Genomic DNA, 17,599 nt, shown 5'->3' with positions numbered 1-17,599 from the left:
ACCCCGAGACCGGGCTCGGGGGCGGGTCTTTGGTTACAACAGACGGGGGGCGGGCCTCAGGGAGAGGGGCCGGGGGTGGTCGCGTGAGCGGCGCGGAGCGCTTGGGCCTCAGGGAGAGGGGCCGGGGGTGGTCGCCTATAGCAGCCTGGAGCGCTCAGGTGAGTGGCAAAGTTGAGTGGCAAAGTGTCTTAATCTTGTTTGAAGCGACTTAGCTCCAAGAGGCTAGAGCAGCAACGAGAGGGGCTGGTGAAGAGGGTTGCTTTGCCTAAAACCTTGGCCGCTGTGGGAGCGACTCTCCTCCTGCTCAACAGCCCGGTTGCCCCTGCCCAGACGCTCCTCGACCGGCAGCCTGTGCGGGTGGTGCAAGGGATCCCTTTGTACCAAGAGGAAATCTGGATTGGGGACGATCGGATCCCGGTTGCCATCGTGGCCATTTCTCTTACAGCGGGCCAACTGCGCCCCATCTGGGCCAATCCTGCCAGTTTGGTGGGTCTGGGGGAGCTGTCTTCCTTTGGCCCTGAACAGGGAGCCGTGGCGGCCATCAACGGCGGTTTTTTCAATCGCAACACCCGCCAGCCGCTGGGAGCCATTCGTCGGGATGGCCGCTGGATCTCCAGCCCCATCTTGGGCCGTGGGGTCATCGCTTGGTCGGATGGGACGACAGGGCAATCCGTGCGCTTTGCCCGTTTGCAGATGCAGGCAGAGTTGCGCAACGACCTTGGGGATCGGATCCCGCTGGTGGGCATCAACAGTGGCTACATCCTGCCCGGAGTTGCCCAGTACACCCCTGATTGGGGATCCACCTACACCACCCAAACGGATGGTGAAATGCTCCTGATGGTGCGGCAGGATCAGGTGCAAGACATTCTGCCGGCAGGCCTGGCCGGTAGTTTGACGGTGCCGATCCCGCCCAACGGCTACGTATTGGCAGCGCGGGGTCTGGAAGGTGCCCTGGAAGCCGGCAAACTGATCGCGGGGGATCGCCTCAAGTTGAACTGGACTGTGGATCCGCCAGAGCTGGCTGCCTACCCCCACATGCTAGGGGCAGGGCCGCTCTTGCTCTTGGACGGCCAAGTGGTTCTGGATGCCCAATTAGAGGGATTTCAACCCCTCTTCCGCCGCCAACGGGCTGCCCGCAGTGCCGTCGGTCAACTGGACAACGGACATTTGCTGTGGGTGACCGCCGGCAATGCCCAGGAAAACCAAGGGCTCACCCTGCTGGAGATGGCGCAGTTGATGCAGCAATTGGGCTGTCGCCATGCCCTGAACTTGGATGGGGGCAATGCTTCCACCTTGGTGCTGGGGGGAGAAACCGTCAATTTGCAACACCGACACCCAGAACAACGCACACCCCGAGTTCACAACGGCCTAGGGTTTTTCCCCAGTTCAAGTCGTTGACATACTTTCTGACATAGAGGGTAAGGGTTCTTGTTACCGAAAACAGCGGTGCCCATCTCCACGGTCGTTCGGGCTATTCACGCCAGAGAAAAGACTTGGCTCCAGTTGCACAACGGGATCCCGCCAATCTCAGAACCCAAGGCTCTAGAGCTTGTATAGGTTAGCCTTACGTGGGATCCAAACTAAATGGCCAATGCTTATTTCTCGTGATAGGAATAGAGATTAAACTGAGAACAAAAAATTAGCCTTGAGATCGACCAGAAAAATAATTGAAGAGATAACTTGGCGAAAAATAGTTCCAGGATATAGAGGTTACATAATTCTTTGCGTCCCTTCTCAAAAAATATCGTTGATAAGTTGTTTTTGATGAAGGCAATTAATGGATTTGCATTTCGTCGCTTTCGAAGTCAGAAATTAAGTTTAAGTTTTTGGACTTGCAGTCACACTTTTTCCAAAGTGAAGTCGAGACAACATGGGGGGCTCTCCGGCTCCTAGCCGAATAGATCCCCCGCTGGGCAAGGCTTTTGAGATGAGCAGAGCTTCGCCGCCATCTGGTGGCCAGGCCGCCGATATCGGTATTCCTGTTTGCAAGAGCTCATCTCATTCGGAAAACATTGATTCCTTGCTTGCATTTTTATAAGATACTTTTGTGCTTAAGTAAAATACCTCTACACTCAGATTTTTGTTTGGACTTGAACGTTAATTAAGATTTTGTTCAAAAGCTTTTCTTTTGGGCTCCTGCCTCTTGTGCCAAAAAGCTAGGATGGACAAGGATTGTGTTTTCTGTCACTCTATTTGAGAGGATTTGTATGCCGGCCAGAAGCAAAACCAACTCGTTGACGGATACGCACAGGTGGTGTTTCATGGAATCCATAGCCAACGCTCTCCACCACTTGTAGGCCCTGTGAACCTAGGGCCTAGTTCCTTAACCCACTTGCGAGATCAAGCCGTGGTTTGCACTGCCTCTCCGAATCCTATGCCCTCCCCCAAGGATGCTGTTCCTGCGGCCCGGGTTAAGCAGCCTGCCGCTCACGACCGTTTCCTGCAGCGGGATGGAGCCTGCTCCACCCAGTTGATCCCCCAGGGATCCCTGCAGCTCTACACCCACCCCAGCCGGGGCATGTTTACACCCGTCATGGCTCAGGCGCTGCGGCTGGCCGGCCAGGGGACGCGGGTGTTGATCGTGCAATTTCTCAAGGGCGGGATCAACCAGGGGCCGGAAAATCGCCTCTCCCTGGGGCGATCCTTAGAGTGGGTTCGTTGTCGTCTGCACCGCTGCATCGATACGCCTCATCTGGAGCCCGAGGAGCGGGTGGCTCTGGATGAGCTGTGGCAATTTACTCAGGAGGCCGTCAGGAGTGGCCGCTACGACTTGGTGGTGTTGGATGAGCTGAGCTTGGCCGTGAAGTTGGGCCTGATCCCGGAGGCGCAGGTGCTGGATTTGATCGATCAGCGTCCGGCCTGGATGGACATGGTGATCACCGGGCCGGAGATGCCGGACTCCCTTCTGGAGCGGGCCGACTTGATCACGCAATTGCGCCTACGTGCAGGGATCCGTGCCGCTGATGCGAACGTTGCTTGTCCTCCCGATCCTCCTCAAGTCCCCTAGCTTTCCAGGGAGCCTGCTGCAGCCATGCTGAAAAACGACCGCTGGATCTGCGAGCAAGCGCGGCAAGGGATGATCGAGCCGTTCTGTCCTGAGCTGGTGAGGGCCGTTGAGTCTCGACCTGTTTTGAGTTATGGCCTGTCCTCTTATGGCTACGACATCCGCCTGTCGCCGGTGGAGTTCAAGATCTTTCGCCATGTGCCCGGTACGGTGGTGGATCCCAAGCGGTTTAACCCCAAGAACCTGGAAGCGGTGGAGCTGCACCACGACGAGATGGGGGATTACTTTATCATCCCGGCCCATTCCTACGGGTTGGGCGTGTCTTTGGAGCGGCTGCAAGTCCCGGATAACATCACCGTGATCTGCATTGGCAAATCTTCCTATGCTAGGGTGGGCCTAATTGCCAACCTGACGCCGGCTGAAGCAGGGTGGCGGGGCTATCTCACCCTGGAGTTTTCCAACGCCTCCAGCGCCGACTGCCGTGTGTACGCCAATGAAGGGGTGGTACAGCTTCTGTTTCTGGAGGGGGATCCCTGCCAGGTGACCTACGCCGACCGCGCCGGCAAGTATCAGGATCAGCCCCAGCAGGTGGTGGTGGCCAAGGTTTAGCTTAATCGGCGGGAAGCCCCGCACTGTATTGGTGAATTGTGTTGACTCAAGAGCCAATCAGTGTCGGGATGAAAGCCGTTCGTCCTACAATTGAGGAGAACAAGTTAAATCTCTGGAGAGGTTCCCGCCGTGGGTCGCACGCTGAGACCTCTGTACAAACAAGTCTGTGAAGCGTGAATCCCATACTCTATCTAAGTTGCGTTTACTCAACGAAGATGAGTGTCGGGAGTCGTTCACACGCCTCCCTTCTCCTAAAGGGTGGAGGCTTCCGGTTGGTGATCCCCAATCCTGTTGGATCTCGTTTTCGATCCATCTCCATGCCCGACTTTTCTGCGTCCGCTTCCCCCAACAAGGTCGAGCTGCCGCTTGGCGCCGGCGACAGAAAGCCTGATCCGGATCTGCTCACCGCTGCCTACGATTACACCCTTCCTCCCGACCGGATCGCGCAAACGCCGGCGGAGCCCAGGGATCAGGCGCGAATGCTGGTGGTGTACCCGGATCGGCACGAGCATCGCCGCTTCTGCGACCTGCCCGATTACCTGCGGCAGGGGGATCTGCTGGTTCTCAACGATACCAAGGTGATCCCGGCCCGCCTGTTCGGGGCTAAGGAGCCCTCCGGGGCGCGGGTCGAAGTGTTGCTGCTGGAGCCTCAGTTGGAAGGGATCCCGACCGTTGCGCAGCCTCTGCCTGACCGGGTGGGGTGGCGGGTTTTGGTCAGGCCGGGCAAACGGGTCAAGGTGGGGGATCGGATTCGTTTTTGGAGCAAGGAAGGATCCCCCGCTGGGCTGAGGGCCACCGTTTTGGCTTTGGATCCTGAGACCGGCGGGCGAGTTGTGCAGTTTGAGTGGGAGGGGGCGCGGCCTTTTGAGGCAATCCTGGAGCAGGTGGGCCGGATCCCGCTTCCTCCTTACATCAGAGCTGCGGGCTCAGCCCAGGTTCGCCCAGGAGATTACCAAACCCTCTGGGCCAAACATCCCGGCTCGGTGGCCGCCCCCACAGCAGGTCTACATTTTACCCAGGAGCTGCTGCAGAGGTTGGCCCAGAAAGGGATCCAAATCGCCTACATCACCCTGAACATCGGCCTGGGTACCTTCCGCCCGGTAGAAGCGGAGCGGGTGACCGAGCATCGCTTGCACAGCGAGTGGCTCAAGGTGTCGGCAGAGACGGTGGCCGCCATCCAAGAAACCCAGGCCCGAGGGGGGCGGATCATCGCGGTGGGAACCACCGTGGTGCGCTCTTTGGAAACGGCAGCAGCCTCTGGCGCTCTGCAGCCCTGGCAGGGGAAGAGCGATCTGTTCATCTACCCCGGCTACTGCTGGCGGGTGGTTCAGGGCCTGATCACCAATTTTCATCTGCCCCGCTCCAGCCTGATGATGCTGGTGGCTGCGCTGATCGGGCGGCAAAGGCTGCTGGATCTCTACCAAGAGGCCATCGACCAGGGATATCGCTTTTATTCCTTTGGGGATGGCATGCTGATCTTGCCTGCGGGGGATCCCTGAGAGCTTTTGCAGGAACTGGCCCCGCCAGCCGGGGTTGAAGGACGGTCTTGCCTGCCGGCAAACCAGTTCCGGATGCGATCCCACTCCACCTGGTGATAGCCATCTGCCGCCCAATTGGCCCGCCGCTGCAACAGGTGCAGAGGAAAGAAGGTGGCCAAAGCCAGCACCGGGATCCCTGCCGAACGGGCTGACTGGATGCCGGGATAGGTGGCCTCAATGCTCAAACACGCCTGAGCAGACAGCTCCATCCGCTGCAAAAGCAAACGGTGGCGCTGCCCTGGGGCCTCATCCCCTGTCACGCGGTAGGAGCCGGCCAGCCGAGTCAGGGCCGGGCAACGCGACTGGAAACGCTCCAGAAAAGCACTGAGCTCGGCTGTCGATTGGCCACACAGCAGGCCGACCTTCAGTTGCAGCCGCTCCAGTGTCTCCAAGGTTTCCGCCAAGCCGGGAATGAGAGACCATTCCGTGTGCCCCTCTAAAGCTTGTCGGTAGTACAGGGCCTTGCGTTTTAGCAGCTCTTCCAGTTGTTTGGGGTTGAGCACCCGCCCCTGCTCTCCCCACAAAGCCGGCAGTCGCTCGCGATCCGGTCGGCCCAGGTAGTGCAGCCGGTAAAGCTCCCGCTGGGATCCCGACTGGGGCCAGCGTTGCGTAGCAACAACAGTCCAGGGGCGCAGGTTCTCTTCCACCAGCAGTTGGTTGATGGCCTGCAGGTGCAGACCCTCGTCATCGGCCACCACCCCACTCCAGTTCAGGATCACCCCTTGCAGCGCCATACAGGCCCCATCACCTTCTGCCCACAACCGCAGCTCGGCTGCCGGATCTCCACTCCATCAAAACTCGTTGACCTACTCCCCCATGGCGGCGCTGCAGCGTTTGCGGCTTGTCTATCCGTTTTGAACGCGACGCTCAAACTCCTCGCGGGTAGTGTCCACCAATTGCACCGCCTCTGGATAAAGCTCAGGATGGCTTTGCTTCAGCCAACTGAGCACCCGCGCCAGTTGGGCTGCACAGAGATCCAAATCGGCTTGAAAAATAACCGCCGCCGCCATGTGCTGAGCATATTCGGGCGGGTGGCCTTGCTGCGCCAGCTCTGCCGTCAAAGCGGCCAAGGCCTGCTGACGAACCGACGGCGACACACTTTCGGGAGAAGACATAGACCGAGCTCTTCAATCGGGAGAGTAGCGGCGCAAGGCTAGAGTGACGTTGTGCCCGCCAAATCCGAAGGCATTGACCAAAGCAGACTCGATGGCCATCGGCCGCCCCTTGTGGGGCACAAAATCCAGCCCCGCGCACTCTGGATCGGGGTTGTCCAAGTTGAGGGTGGGGGGAACCCAGCCGTGGTGGATGGCCAGAGCTGTGGCTACTGTGGCAATGCCACCTGCTCCCCCCAACAGGTGGCCGGTCATGGATTTGGTGGCGCTGATGGCCAAGCGGGGGGCATGCTCCCCGAAGACCGACTGGATGGCCTGGACTTCAGCGATATCCCCCACAGGGGTGCTGGTGGCGTGGGCGTTGATGTATTGAACTTGTTGAGGTTGGATCCCGGCGTCCTTGAGGGCCAACCGCATCGCCCGGGCTGCCCCCTCGCCGCCGGGGGCGGGGTTGGTCATGTGATGGGCATCGCACGTGAGACCGTAGCCCACTATCTCGGCATAGATCTTGGCACCGCGGGCGCGGGCGTGCTCCAATTCTTCCAGCAACAGGATCCCGGCCCCCTCTCCCATGACAAAACCATCCCGATCCCGGTCAAAGGGCCGGCAGGCTTGTTCGGGGGCGTCGTTGCGGGTGGAAAGGGCCTTCATGGCGCTAAATCCCGCCATCGACAAAGGGGTGACCGCTGCTTCCGTGCCGCCCGTAATCGCCACCTGCACTTCTCCCCTTTGGATAAGCCGAAAGGCATCGCCAATGGCATTGGAGCCGGAAGCACAGGCCGTAACCGTACAGGAATTGGGGCCTTTGGCGCCAAAGTGAATGGCCACGTGTCCCGCGGCCATGTTGGCAATCATCATCGGTACCATGAACGGGCTGCAGCGATCCGGCCCCTTGTGCAAGTAGATAGTCTGCTGCTCCTCCAAAACCCGGATGCCGCCGATGCCGGTACCCAAAATCACTCCCACCTGCTCGGCGTTGAGATCGGTGATGCGAAACTGGGCGTCCTCCAGCGCCTGTTGGGTGGCGGCCAAGGCCAGATGGACAAAGCGGTCGGTACGCTTGGCATCCTTGCGCTCCAAATAGTCGAGGGGATCAAATCCCTTCACCTCCCCGGCAATGCGGCACTCGTGGCGGGAGGCATCGAAATGGGTGATCGGCCCAATGCCGGAGCGCCCTGCCAGCAAGCTCTGCCAAAATTCGGCAGGGGAGTTGCCGATGGGGGTAACGGCGCCCAGCCCCGTAATCACAACGCGGCGGGTCGGCCTGAGAGCAGTGGCGGGATCCAGGGTAGCCATCGTCCGGTATCAGCCCAGAGGTATGGGGGCAGGTTAGGCAGCTTTCTTCGAGAGAATGTAGTTAACAGCATCTTGCACCGTAGCAATCCCTTCCGCATCTTCATCGGGGATCTCTAGGTCGAACTCCTCTTCAAAAGCCATGACCAGCTCCACCGTGTCGAGGCTGTCGGCTCCCAGGTCGTTCTGGAAATTGGCTTCCGGAGTCACTTTGTCGTCCTCTACGCCCAGTTGATCGGACACGATCTTGCGAACACGGCTGTAAACTTCGTCTGCGCTCATGCTTGGAATCCCAACTCTCGATTCAGCGTGTCTTGGCCAGGCCAACCGGCGGCCAATGAAGCAACCCTCATTGTATCGAACAACGGATCCCCTTGCTGCTGCAACCAGGGGATGTGGGGGTTGGGCCACGGCCTTTTCGGCGGTGAGAAGGAGAGGTTAGGATAGTTTACTGCATCTCTACAACTGGATTGTCAAGGAGACCTCGCTTCCATGCCCCGCGCTTACGAAACGATGCTGATTGTGCGTCCCGATGTGTCGGATGAACCCCTCGAACAACTGCTCAGCAGCCAGGAGGCGCTCCTGCGAGAGAACGGGGTGACCCAGGTGGAGATTACCAATAGGGGCAAGCGCCGCTTTGCCGGCTTTGAGATGAAAAAGTTCAAGGAGGGCCTGTACATCCAATTCAACTATGCGGCTGAACCGAGCGCGGTGGCCGCCTGGGAGAAAAATCTGCGCATCAACGAGAGCGTGCTGCGCTACATGACCCTCCGCGTCGGCTAGGTTTGACGGGATCCCCATCTGCGGGCATGATGGAAATGCTGGGATCTGCCCTTCGACCCCTGAATGGCCCTGTCATGAACTCGATTGTATTGATGGGCGAGGTTCTGTCCGAGCCGGAGCTACGCTACACTCCCGATAACTTGGCTGTTACGTCCTTGGTGATCGGCTTTCCCAGCCTGCGCCCGGATGAGCCACCCTATCGGGTGCGCGTTTCTTCTTTTGGGGAACTGGCCAAAAGGGTGGTGGACACTTGCCACGTGGGGGATCAGGTCACGGTGGAGGGCCAACTGCATATGAATGTGGTGGAGCGGGATGGGCGTAAGGAAAAGCTGGCCGAGATCACCGCGCGTCGCGTCCACCAACTGGGATCCGCCCAGGTTCTCTCTCTGACGGGGATGGGTGAGTTTGCAACGGTGGACTCCTCGGAAGGAGAGGGGGCTTCCCCACCGGAGCCGGACGATATCCCGTTCTAGCAGTGCCAGCTTTGCTGGGATCCCCCATGTTTGCGGAACTTGGCGCCGGATCCCCGCAAGTTATCGGCTACTCGCTGCAGGGGCGCCCCATTTACCTTTGCCGGCTCACCCAGGGGATCCGCTCCTTGCTGCTGGTCGGGGGAGTACACGGGGATGAGGTAGAAGGCTATGCCCTGATCGAGCGCTATGTGGCCTCTGGGAAATGGAGATCCTTGGAGGGCAGGGCAGCGCTTTGGGCGATCCCACGCCTGAACCCGGATGGCTGTGCCCTGGGGCAACGGCTCAACGCCAACGGCGTGGATCTCAACCGCAATCTGCCCACGCAAGATTGGATCCCGGCCTCTTTAGAAGCTCGCTATCCGCCGGGGCCAGCCCCAGGCTCCGAGCCCGAGACACAGGCGTTGTTGGCGAGTTTGGCCCAGATTCGGCCTCAGTTTATCCTCTCTGCCCACTCCTGCCAAAGCAATCCCTGCGTGAACTACAACGGCCCTGCCCTTGAGCTGGCCCAGGTGATGGCTGCTCACAATGGCCTGCCGGTAACCGACGACATTGGCTATCCCACCCCCGGCTCTTTGGGCACCTGGGCAGGGCAGGAACGGCGGATCCCCACCCTGACGCTGGAACTCCTGCGGGGCACTCCCCTCGACCAAGTCTGGCAGGAGCAAGCCGAGGCGCTGCAGGCGGTGCTGGAGTGGGCGGTTCAGGACGATGCGTTCTGACCTGTGTCAAGATCTCTAAACTTTCATTGCCAATCCGACAAGTCATCCGAGATGCCCGCGGTTTTCTCGCCCAGATCTTCTACAACACAGATAGATGGAGGTAAAGAAAAGAGGAACTTGGAGTCGAAACCGAAGTCAAGCCTTGTCTTTTGCCCATCTGTTGGCCATTTGGAGGAAGTCGGTATGTTCAGTAGGATTTTGGTGGCGGTGGATCGGTCGGAGCTGAGCCAGGGAGTGTTTCAAAAGGCCGTCCAACTGGCCAAGGCCATGCAGGCCGAGATGATGCTCCTCCATGTTTTGTCTCAGGAAGAGCCCGGTGCGCCGGAGCCGCCGATGATCCTAGGTGTAGATTACAGCTCCACCATCAGCGCCGAGCTGTGGCAGTCTTATCGAGAGCAGTGCGCCATCTTCGAGCAAAACCAGATCGACTATCTGCGCTCGCTGGTGGAGAAAGCCGCTGAGCAGGGAGTTCGCGCCGAGTACAGCCTCAACTACGGCAACCCCGGTCGGGTCATCTGCGATCTGGCCCGCTCTTGGCCAGCGGACTTGATTGTGGTAGGCCGCCGCGGCCATTCTGGCCTGAGCGAGCTGTTTTTGGGCAGCGTCAGCAACTACGTGCTCCACCGCGCCCCCTGCTCGGTGTTGACGATCCAGGGCGAGTCTCTCAAAAAAGCAGCGCCAGCCAAAGAAGAGACAACCACCGCCTCTGCCGGCTGAGATAAGGCCCGCCGGCCACCGCCTTCCTAGGAGCCCGCAGAGGATTCTGCCCCACTCTCCAGCAAGCGATTCACTTCGGTTTCCACGCTGTTGAAGGTGCTGAGGTCGATGACGGCAATGTCCGGCTGATAGCTGCTTCGTACGTAGGCGCGCAGACCGGCAGACGTCAAGCTCAACGTCAAGGGATCCCGACCGTCCTCGGTTTTGGGCTCAAAGGTCAGCTTCAGATCCGGCTCGGCCAGGGCTTTTTGGGCGTCGGGATCCGTCTCCGGCACGAACTCCTTGGCGCGGGCGGCGTTGAGGCTGGAGAAGAGAGAGCTGAGGTTGACCGGCTGGCCCGGTCGCTCTGGATTGTCCCAGCGCAGCTCCAGGGATCCCTTCTCCTGCGGCAGAGGGTTGAGGGTGAGCTGCTCCCCTTGAGACTCCAGGATGACTTGGCCCACCTGGTTGGGGTTGAGGCGGGCAAGGCGGTGATCCCGCAGCTCCTCGAAGTCGGAGCGGAGAATGTCGGCGGTGCTGGTGAGCAGGGCGGCCACCGCCGGGTGCTCCGAGGTGATGACATAGACTTGACCATCTTTTTCCGATCCCAAGGCCACCCTCAGGGTTTTGCCGTCCTTGAGCTCAACGGTTAGCTGAGCAGAAGGCTTCTCCAGACCATAAGGAGCCAGCTCCGCCTTGGTTTCAGCCGGGAACTCCACCGCCTGCAGGCGAGACAACGTATTGAGCAGACGGTCGACGTTGAGGTCATCAGCAGGCAGCGCCCTGGGCTCGACGATCTGCCAAGTATCTTCTTGCCGCTGCAAACGAACAACCTCTGGATCGGCCTCAGCCAACTGCACCTGCAGAGACTTCACTGCCGCCGTCTCGAAGCGCAGCAGAGTTTTGTCCCGCAAAGCCAAAAGGGAAGGCAGCAGGGATCCCTTCTGGGCGCTGGCCAAGAGCACCACCTCTCCCCCTGCTGGCCGGGCGTAGAAGCCGGAACTGTCGAAGTTGTCGTTGCCGATGTCCAGGCGGTAGGGATCCCCTTCTTGGGGGAAGAGGGCGATCTGGTGGCGCGGCTGATCAAGACCAAAAGCGGCCAGGTCGGTGGCCCCTTCCAGCGTGATTTGAGGCGTGAGGCGGGAGAAGGTGTTGAGGAGTTGCTCCACCGGGAAGTCCAGCGCCGCCGACTGGATGGGACGGATAATGCGCCAACGGGATCCCTCTTGAGGGGCGCGCTCCAAAAGGATCTCCTCCGGTTCCCCCTCTTGGCGGAGCTCAATGCGGGCAATGGTGTCGGGGGCAAAGTGAAAGAGCCGCGCCCGCTCCGCCTGCTGCTGCTGCCGCAGTTGCTGGAAGTTATCGAAGAGGAAATACCCCAGCAGAGCAGCCACCGCCAAACCCAAAAGAATCCAGGTGCTGCGCTTGAACATGCTTGTCCTCCTTCGGCTCTACCGTCTTTGCCACCAGAGCACAGCTCCCGATCCCAACGCCACAACCGGCAGGAGCACCGTCGATCCCAGCACCAGCCAGCGGAAGTTTTGACCGGTCAGGGTGAGACGGCGATCGGTAATGGATTTGGGGCGAATGGAGATTTGTTCAGTTCGCTCGGTGAGCCAGTTAACCGTGTTGAGGAAAAGATCGCGGTTGCCCTGCTGCCTCAGGTTGCCGTCGAGGGCAAAGTTGACGTTGCCGATCACCACCAGGCGGGCCTCGGTCGGCGACTCCTGGGCTTCTGAGTTGTTCTGATCGCCTTTCACCTGCCGGGTCAGGGCTACGCCCAAGGTCAGGGGGCCGGGCTTGTCTTGATTTGGGTCAAATTGCACGGGGCCAGCTTCCAGGTTGGGGCTGGTCTCCCCCCAGCTCTGCGGGCCGGTGCGCAGCAGGGGTGTGGCCTGGATCCCTTCGCGGGCTTGGGTTTCTACAGAACGAGCCAGAGGAAAGAGGGTCATCAGCCGCTGCTCGGCCAAGGGGGCGGTGATGGGGTGATCCCCATAGGTGGTAACTAGGGCAACTGCCGGCCCCGTGCCCAGGAGTTGGCTGACGCTACTCACCTCGATAAGGATGTCATCTCCCAAAACCACGCCCCACTCCTCCAGCAAGGGATCCAAGCCGGCATCCACCCGCGGCCCAATGAGCAGCAGCAGCCGTCCTCCCTTGGCCAGGTAGTCCTGCAGCTTCTCCACCTCGCCGGGGAAGAGAGCCCGCTGCGGTCCCGCCAACACCAAAACCTCTGCCTTGTCCGGGATCTCGGCCTGCACCAGGTTCAAAGGCTCCACCCGATAGCCCTCCTGGCCGAGGGCTGCCACCGCCTGAGCCAGCGTTGGGGTGCCTTCCCGCGCTTCTAGGCCCACTTCCCCATGCCCTTGCACGAAATAGGCCAGCAACTCCCCGCGGTTGACCACTTTAGACAAGACGGGGGTCAGTTTGCTCTCCAGCTCAGGGGCAGGGGGCTGCGGCAGTTGCTGCCGGCTTTCTCCGGCCTCCACCACCAGGGTGTTGTTTTGCGTCACCTGCAGCCGCTGAATGGTGAGGGGATCCCGATTGGGATCGACAAACGCAAACTGGAAGCGCTCGGGGTTGAGGCGGCGGTAGCGCTCCAGTTGTTCCCGCAGGTTGGGATCCGGCGCCGTGGTAACCACCCAGACTTTGACGGGTTGCGCCAATCCCTGCACCAGTTGCCGGGTTTGAGGCGACAGGGTAAACAGGCCCTCCTCGGTGAGATCCAGGCGCAGGTCGTAGCGCACCGCCACCACATTCACCAGCACCAGGATGACGGCCATCGCCGCCACCGCCACCAGGATGTTGGCGTTGGTCTGGGTGGAGCGCAGCCCCAAGAACAGGCTCACCTCCTGCCGGTGGGTGAGACCCCACACCACCACCAGAGCCAAGCCCGTGGCCATGAGGCTGAGGGGCACCGCCGTCCAGCCGGTGAGAGCGGATCCCACCAGCAGGCCAATGGCAATCACACCAAGGCCGAGGATCCCCGCCCAATCTGCCAACGCCCGCCAATCTTTTATCACCGCACACCTCCCAAGACAACCTTAGCTCTGCTGCCAGCGCAGGCTTTCTACCGATTGCACCGTGGCAAACAGCCCCAGCAGGATGATGCTGAGGAAAAGGACGACGCTACTGCTGCTGAGGATCCCTTGCACCCAGTTGCTATATTGCTGCAGCAAAGAAATATGCCTCAGGGTAGCGGCAATCCAGTTGTTCTCTTGGCCAGCCGCCGCGTCGATCACCCAGAGCAGCAGGATTAGCCCAAAGGTGGCCACCGCGGCAATGAGGGTGCTGTCCGTCAGGGAAGAGATGAACAACCCCAAGGCCATGACACTGCCCGCCAGCAGAGCAAGTCCCACATAGCCCACCAAGGTCAGGCGGTAGTCCACTGCTGGGTTGGCGCTGCTCAGCACCAGCACGTGGTAGACCAGCGGCGGCAACAGCAGCGTCATAAAAAACACCCAGACCGCCAGCCACTTGCCCAGGGCCACCTCCAAGTTGGTAATAGGGGAGGTGGCCAGCAGCTCCATGGTGCCCCGCCGCCGCTCCTCGGCGTAGGAGCTCATGGTAAAGATGGGCAATAAAAATAAGGAAAGCGTGCCCAAGAGGTTGAGAAACTGCTGCGACAGGATGGTGGCGGCATCAAAGGGGTTCTCTTGGCCAAACTGGGCAAAGAGATCCACCTGCTGGGAAAAGCTGATCACCCGCACCAAGATATTAAAGAAGAAAAACCCCGCCAGCCCCCAGAACACCGCCGCCACCACATAGGCAATGGGGGAGGTGAAGTAGCCGCGCAGTTCTTTACGAAAAATGGCCACTGCTCCGTTCATGCTGCTTCCTCCAATGCGCCCTCAGATCCCTCTTGGGTGGTGAGCTGCAGGAAAATCTCTTCCAAAGAAGCCTGGGGACGGCCGATCTCGTAGAGGGCGATCCCCGCCTGCACCAGGGCCCTGGCCACCTCCGGGATCCAGCCTAAGGACTCTGTCCCGCCGTCGCGAACAGCAGCAGCGTTGCTTTTAAGCTGCACCTGCCAGCGAGGGGGATCGGATCCCAGGGGCTGCAAACTCACCACTTCGACCTGGGGCAAATGCTGCAGGGCCGCTCGGATGGCTGCTTCCTCAGGAGCGCCCACCACCAGCTTCGCCTGCTGCCGATCCTGAAGCTGGGCTGTCAGCTCGGCGGGCGTGCCGATGGCCGCCACCTGGCCGCGGTTGATGATCACCACCCGGTCGCAGGTCATGCTCACCTCCGGCAAGATGTGGGTGGAGAGGATGATGGTGTGCTCTCCCGCCAGGCTCTTGATCAGGTTGCGCACCTCGATGATCTGCTTGGGATCCAGCCCAATCGTGGGCTCGTCCAGGATGATCACCGGCGGGTCGTGCACCAGAGCCTGGGCCAGGCCCACCCGCTGCTTGTACCCCTTGGAGAGCTTGCGGATCAAGGTGTGGCGCTTGTCTTCCAGGCTGCAGCGGCGGATCACCTCGTCCACCCGCCTAGGCCGGTCGCCGGGGCTGACCCGCTTGATCTGGGCGACAAAGTGCAGGTAGGCTTCCACGGTCATATCGGGGTAGAGGGGCGGGTTTTCCGGCAAATAGCCGATGCGCTGCCGCACCGCCATCGAGTTTTCGTGGACATCAAACCCGGCCACCCGCGCCGTCCCCTCGCTGGCGGGCAGATACCCTGCCAAAATGCGCATGGAGGTGGTCTTGCCGGCGCCGTTGGGGCCCAAAAATCCCATGATCTCGCCGGCGTTGACCTGGAAAGAGATATCGCGAATGGCCGTAAAGCTGCCGTAGGTTTTGCTCAGATGCTCCACTTCGATGGCAGCCGTGGTTGCAGGAGCAGTGGATAAACCTATCATCGGCGGCTCCTAACCTAGAGGGTCAGCGTGAGTTGGCCAACAGCCTAAGTCTGTAGGTGTGTAAAGCGAGCAGCCCCTGTCTTGAAACAAACAGAGGTGGGGAGCGACAGAGGCGGCAGCGCTGAGGCCATCAGCAAACTTAGCACAGCGGCGGCGGGGATAAGCAAACGGCACCGGGATCCCCTCCCCCCTTTTGGTGGGGTGCTCAGGGGGCCAGGGATCCCCACGCTTCCAACCCCAAGACTCGGCTCTCCCCAGGACAGGGCGCCACCACCTCGCCAATAGGGAAGGCTTCCGGCAGCAGCGATCTCAGCAAATCTTCCGCCTCAGGGGGCACCACCAGCACATAGCCCACCCCCAGGTTAAAGGTGTTGAACATCTCCAAAGTCTCCACCTGGCCCTGCTCCTGCAGCCAGAGAAATTCCTGTGGGATGGGCCAACTGTGGGGCTCTAGTCGCGCCGCCTGGTCAGGAGCCAAACAGCGGGGCAAGTTTTCCGGGATGCCGCCGCCGGTGATGTGGGCCATGCCGTGGATGGGGATCCCTGCTGCTTGCAGCCGCTGCACCGCCTGCACGTAGATGCGGGTGGGGGTGAGAAACACCTCTGCCAAAGGCCGATCCCAACCAGAGGGCTGGTGATCCCAGCGCCAGCCCCGCTCGGCCACAATGCGTCGCACCAGGCTGAAGCCGTTGCTGTGCAGGCCGCTGCTGGGCAAGGCCCACAGCCGATCCCCAGCCTGCACCCGCGAGCCGTCGAGAATGTCCGCCCTCTCGACAATCCCGACACAAAATCCCGCCAGGTCGTACTTGCCGGGCGGATAAAACCCCGGCATCTCCGCCGTCTCTCCCCCCAGCAGTTGGCAGCCGGCCTCTTGGCAGCCCTCCAGAATGCCGTCGATCACCTGCCAGAGAGCTTCCGGCTCCAGCTTGCCGGTAGCCACGTAGTCCAGGAAAAACAGCGGCTTGGCTCCCACCGTCAGCACATCGTTGACACACATGGCCACCAGGTCGATGCCCACTCCGCGGTGCTGCCCCCACTGCTGGGCAATCTCCAGCTTGGTGCCCACCCCATCGGTACCGGCAACCAAAACCGGTGCCCGGTAGCCCGCCGGCAGCTCGAACAGGCCGGCAAAGCCGCCAATGCCCCCCAAGGTTCCTGAAGAACCTGAAAACGGGACTTTAGTTCGTTCAACGCGCTCCCGAACCCCCTTGACAAAGGCGCGGCCCAGATCGATGTCAACCCCTGCTGAGCGGTAGTCCAAGATGCCGAAAATCCTTGTGCTGACGGGACTTAGGCTTTTGCCCTCGACCGGGCAAGCTTGTCAACTTAGAAACCTATGGTACATTAACTTCTGTTTTACTGTCGCAGTGGATGTTGTACAGGAGTTTCGAGAGGAGCGCGGCCTCATGCGAAATTGGAAGCGGCTAGGACAGGGACTGGCTCCCGCCCGCCAAGTGGGCTTAGTCGGCTGTCTCTGTGTTACGGCTCTCAGCTTGCCGGCAGGCATGTTGGGCAGCCCGAACTCGCAGGCACAAGCCTCAACTCGCAGCGGATCTCCCAGTGCCAGAGCAACCCAGCCATCCCCCAAAGCCCACTCGCTCTCCCCGGCAACTGACCTTATCTCCCCTTCCCAACCCAACGCCCCCCTGCCGGCCAAACTCGGCACCTTGCACTCGCAGGACTCGGAGTCTCTCCTCCTATCTCGACAGGCGATCCCTTCGCGGCCGACAGAAGAACCTACCCTCAAGATCGGCGAACAACAGCAGTCGTCCAGCCAGCCTGTCTCCACCCTCTACGACTACCAGATGGACGGTCGGCAGGTGGTCACTGTCTATGTGAAGGATTTGCCTATTGTCAGCTTTGTCGAGCAGCCTGGGCTGGAACCACCGCTGCTGCGGGCCAGCACCCTGGTGGCCCGGCTCAACCAAATGGCCCAGGGATCCCTGAAGGACACGACCATCGCCCTGGCTTGGGCAGAGCCCCAATCCGGGGATCCCCTCTACGCAGTTCAGGTCAACGGCGAGGAATTGCTGCGCATCGACGGGGGAGTGCTGCTGCCAAATCACCAACGCCCGGTGGATACGGCGGTTTTGGCTGCCAATCGTCTGCGCCGTCTGCTGCTGGATGCGCCCCCCATTTCGGCTCCGGCCCTACCTCAACCGGCTGCTCTCACCGCCAAGGCCACCGTTGTAGGCCCTAAGCCAGAAACAGCCGCTCAACCAAAACCTGCCCCTGTCCGTACCGTTGGGCCTGTGCAGGAAGGGATCGCCTCTTGGTATGACCTGCACCCCACCCGCCATGAGATGACGGCTGCCCACCCCACTCTGCCCTTCGGTACCGAGGTGCGGGTCACCAACCTGAGTAACGGGCGCCAGGCCGTCGTGCGCATCAACGATCGCGGCCCCTTCATCCCCGGTCGGATTATCGACCTTTCCCTGCGGGCGGCAGAGGCCCTGGGGATGGTGCGCTCTGGGCTGGCGCCGGTGCGGGTGGAAGTGGTGCAGCCCTAGG

General features: G+C 60.7%; 18 protein-coding genes. 9 read left to right on the top strand and 9 right to left on the bottom strand.

What is annotated here, in order from left to right; all coding sequences use genetic code 11:
* The first annotated feature begins 261 nt into the window (after positions 1-261).
* From NW858_RS13915 to queA, 4 genes are all read left to right on the top strand, one after another.
* On the top strand, positions 262-1,398 hold the full coding sequence (locus NW858_RS13915) for a phosphodiester glycosidase family protein (RefSeq protein ID WP_414520716.1): 1,137 nt from the start codon (positions 262-264) through the stop codon (positions 1,396-1,398).
* A 976-nt stretch (positions 1,399-2,374) separates the two neighbouring features.
* Positions 2,375-3,007 carry a cob(I)yrinic acid a,c-diamide adenosyltransferase gene (locus tag NW858_RS13910; protein WP_414347610.1) on the top strand — a complete coding sequence of 211 codons (633 nt, stop codon included), beginning with the start codon at positions 2,375-2,377 and terminating at the stop codon, positions 3,005-3,007.
* 24 nt (positions 3,008-3,031) lie between these two features.
* Entirely contained in the window at positions 3,032-3,613 is a 582-nt protein-coding gene (gene dcd, locus NW858_RS13905; RefSeq protein WP_414333857.1) for a dCTP deaminase, read from the top strand.
* A gap of 317 nt (positions 3,614-3,930) precedes the next feature.
* On the top strand, positions 3,931-5,112 hold the full coding sequence (gene queA / locus NW858_RS13900) for a tRNA preQ1(34) S-adenosylmethionine ribosyltransferase-isomerase QueA (protein ID WP_414520715.1): 1,182 nt from the start codon (positions 3,931-3,933) through the stop codon (positions 5,110-5,112).
* Here queA and NW858_RS13895 read toward each other — a convergent pair.
* The 4 genes from NW858_RS13895 to NW858_RS13880 all read right to left on the bottom strand — a co-directional run bounded on the left by NW858_RS13895 (position 5,064) and on the right by NW858_RS13880 (position 7,838).
* Positions 5,064-5,885, bottom strand: a complete 822-nt coding sequence (locus NW858_RS13895) for an HAD family hydrolase (protein ID WP_414520714.1) — start codon at positions 5,883-5,885, stop codon at positions 5,064-5,066. The two genes, queA and NW858_RS13895, sit on opposite strands and share 49 nt — an antisense overlap.
* A 111-nt stretch (positions 5,886-5,996) precedes the next feature.
* A complete protein-coding gene (locus NW858_RS13890) occupies positions 5,997-6,266 on the bottom strand; it encodes a hypothetical protein (RefSeq protein ID WP_414333861.1) in 270 nt (89 codons plus the stop codon).
* A 12-nt stretch (positions 6,267-6,278) separates the two neighbouring features.
* Entirely contained in the window at positions 6,279-7,559 is a 1,281-nt protein-coding gene (gene fabF, locus NW858_RS13885; RefSeq protein ID WP_414336660.1) for a beta-ketoacyl-ACP synthase II, read from the bottom strand.
* A 33-nt stretch (positions 7,560-7,592) separates the two neighbouring features.
* A complete protein-coding gene (locus NW858_RS13880) occupies positions 7,593-7,838 on the bottom strand; it encodes an acyl carrier protein (protein WP_041436540.1) in 246 nt (81 codons plus the stop codon).
* 210 nt (positions 7,839-8,048) lie between these two features.
* Here NW858_RS13880 and rpsF point away from each other — a divergent pair, with 210 nt between their 5' ends.
* The 4 genes from rpsF to NW858_RS13860 all read left to right on the top strand — a co-directional run bounded on the left by rpsF (position 8,049) and on the right by NW858_RS13860 (position 10,248).
* On the top strand, positions 8,049-8,339 hold the full coding sequence (gene rpsF / locus NW858_RS13875; RefSeq protein WP_414333865.1) for a 30S ribosomal protein S6: 291 nt from the start codon (positions 8,049-8,051) through the stop codon (positions 8,337-8,339).
* 26 nt (positions 8,340-8,365) lie between these two features.
* Entirely contained in the window at positions 8,366-8,812 is a 447-nt protein-coding gene (locus NW858_RS13870) for a single-stranded DNA-binding protein (RefSeq protein WP_414333866.1), read from the top strand.
* 26 nt (positions 8,813-8,838) lie between these two features.
* Complete coding sequence (locus tag NW858_RS13865; protein ID WP_414333868.1) at positions 8,839-9,531, top strand: M14 family zinc carboxypeptidase; 693 nt, start codon at positions 8,839-8,841, stop codon at positions 9,529-9,531.
* A 183-nt stretch (positions 9,532-9,714) separates the two neighbouring features.
* Positions 9,715-10,248: a universal stress protein gene (locus tag NW858_RS13860; protein ID WP_414333870.1), complete on the top strand. Its 534-nt coding sequence runs from the start codon at positions 9,715-9,717 to the stop codon at positions 10,246-10,248.
* A 26-nt stretch (positions 10,249-10,274) separates the two neighbouring features.
* Here NW858_RS13860 and NW858_RS13855 read toward each other — a convergent pair whose 3' ends face one another.
* The 5 genes from NW858_RS13855 to purM all read right to left on the bottom strand — a co-directional run bounded on the left by NW858_RS13855 (position 10,275) and on the right by purM (position 16,349).
* Entirely contained in the window at positions 10,275-11,660 is a 1,386-nt protein-coding gene (locus NW858_RS13855) for a DUF4340 domain-containing protein (RefSeq protein ID WP_414333872.1), read from the bottom strand.
* A gap of 18 nt (positions 11,661-11,678) precedes the next feature.
* Positions 11,679-13,250 (bottom strand): GldG family protein, encoded by a 1,572-nt coding sequence (locus NW858_RS13850; RefSeq protein WP_414520713.1) that lies wholly within the window; start codon positions 13,248-13,250, stop codon positions 11,679-11,681.
* A gap of 21 nt (positions 13,251-13,271) precedes the next feature.
* Complete coding sequence (locus NW858_RS13845; RefSeq protein WP_414333876.1) at positions 13,272-14,057, bottom strand: ABC transporter permease; 786 nt, start codon at positions 14,055-14,057, stop codon at positions 13,272-13,274.
* Positions 14,054-15,088, bottom strand: coding sequence for an ABC transporter ATP-binding protein (locus NW858_RS13840; RefSeq protein WP_414347617.1), 1,035 nt, complete (start codon positions 15,086-15,088; stop codon positions 14,054-14,056). Before NW858_RS13840 ends, NW858_RS13845 begins: the two co-directional genes overlap by 4 nt.
* Before the next feature lie 205 nt (positions 15,089-15,293).
* Entirely contained in the window at positions 15,294-16,349 is a 1,056-nt protein-coding gene (purM, locus tag NW858_RS13835; protein WP_414336670.1) for a phosphoribosylformylglycinamidine cyclo-ligase, read from the bottom strand.
* A gap of 145 nt (positions 16,350-16,494) precedes the next feature.
* Between purM and NW858_RS13830 the strand changes: the two genes are divergently transcribed.
* Positions 16,495-17,598 (top strand): septal ring lytic transglycosylase RlpA family protein, encoded by a 1,104-nt coding sequence (locus NW858_RS13830; RefSeq protein ID WP_414333880.1) that lies wholly within the window; start codon positions 16,495-16,497, stop codon positions 17,596-17,598.
* The last annotated feature ends 1 nt before the right edge of the window (position 17,599 follow it).

Origin of the sequence: Synechococcus sp. H55.10 (assembly GCF_047502715.1) — a bacterium.
GTDB lineage: Bacteria > Cyanobacteriota > Cyanobacteriia > Thermostichales > Thermostichaceae > Thermostichus.
Note: the sequence above shows the minus strand (reverse complement) of the source record. Positions and strands in the feature narration are given on the sequence as shown.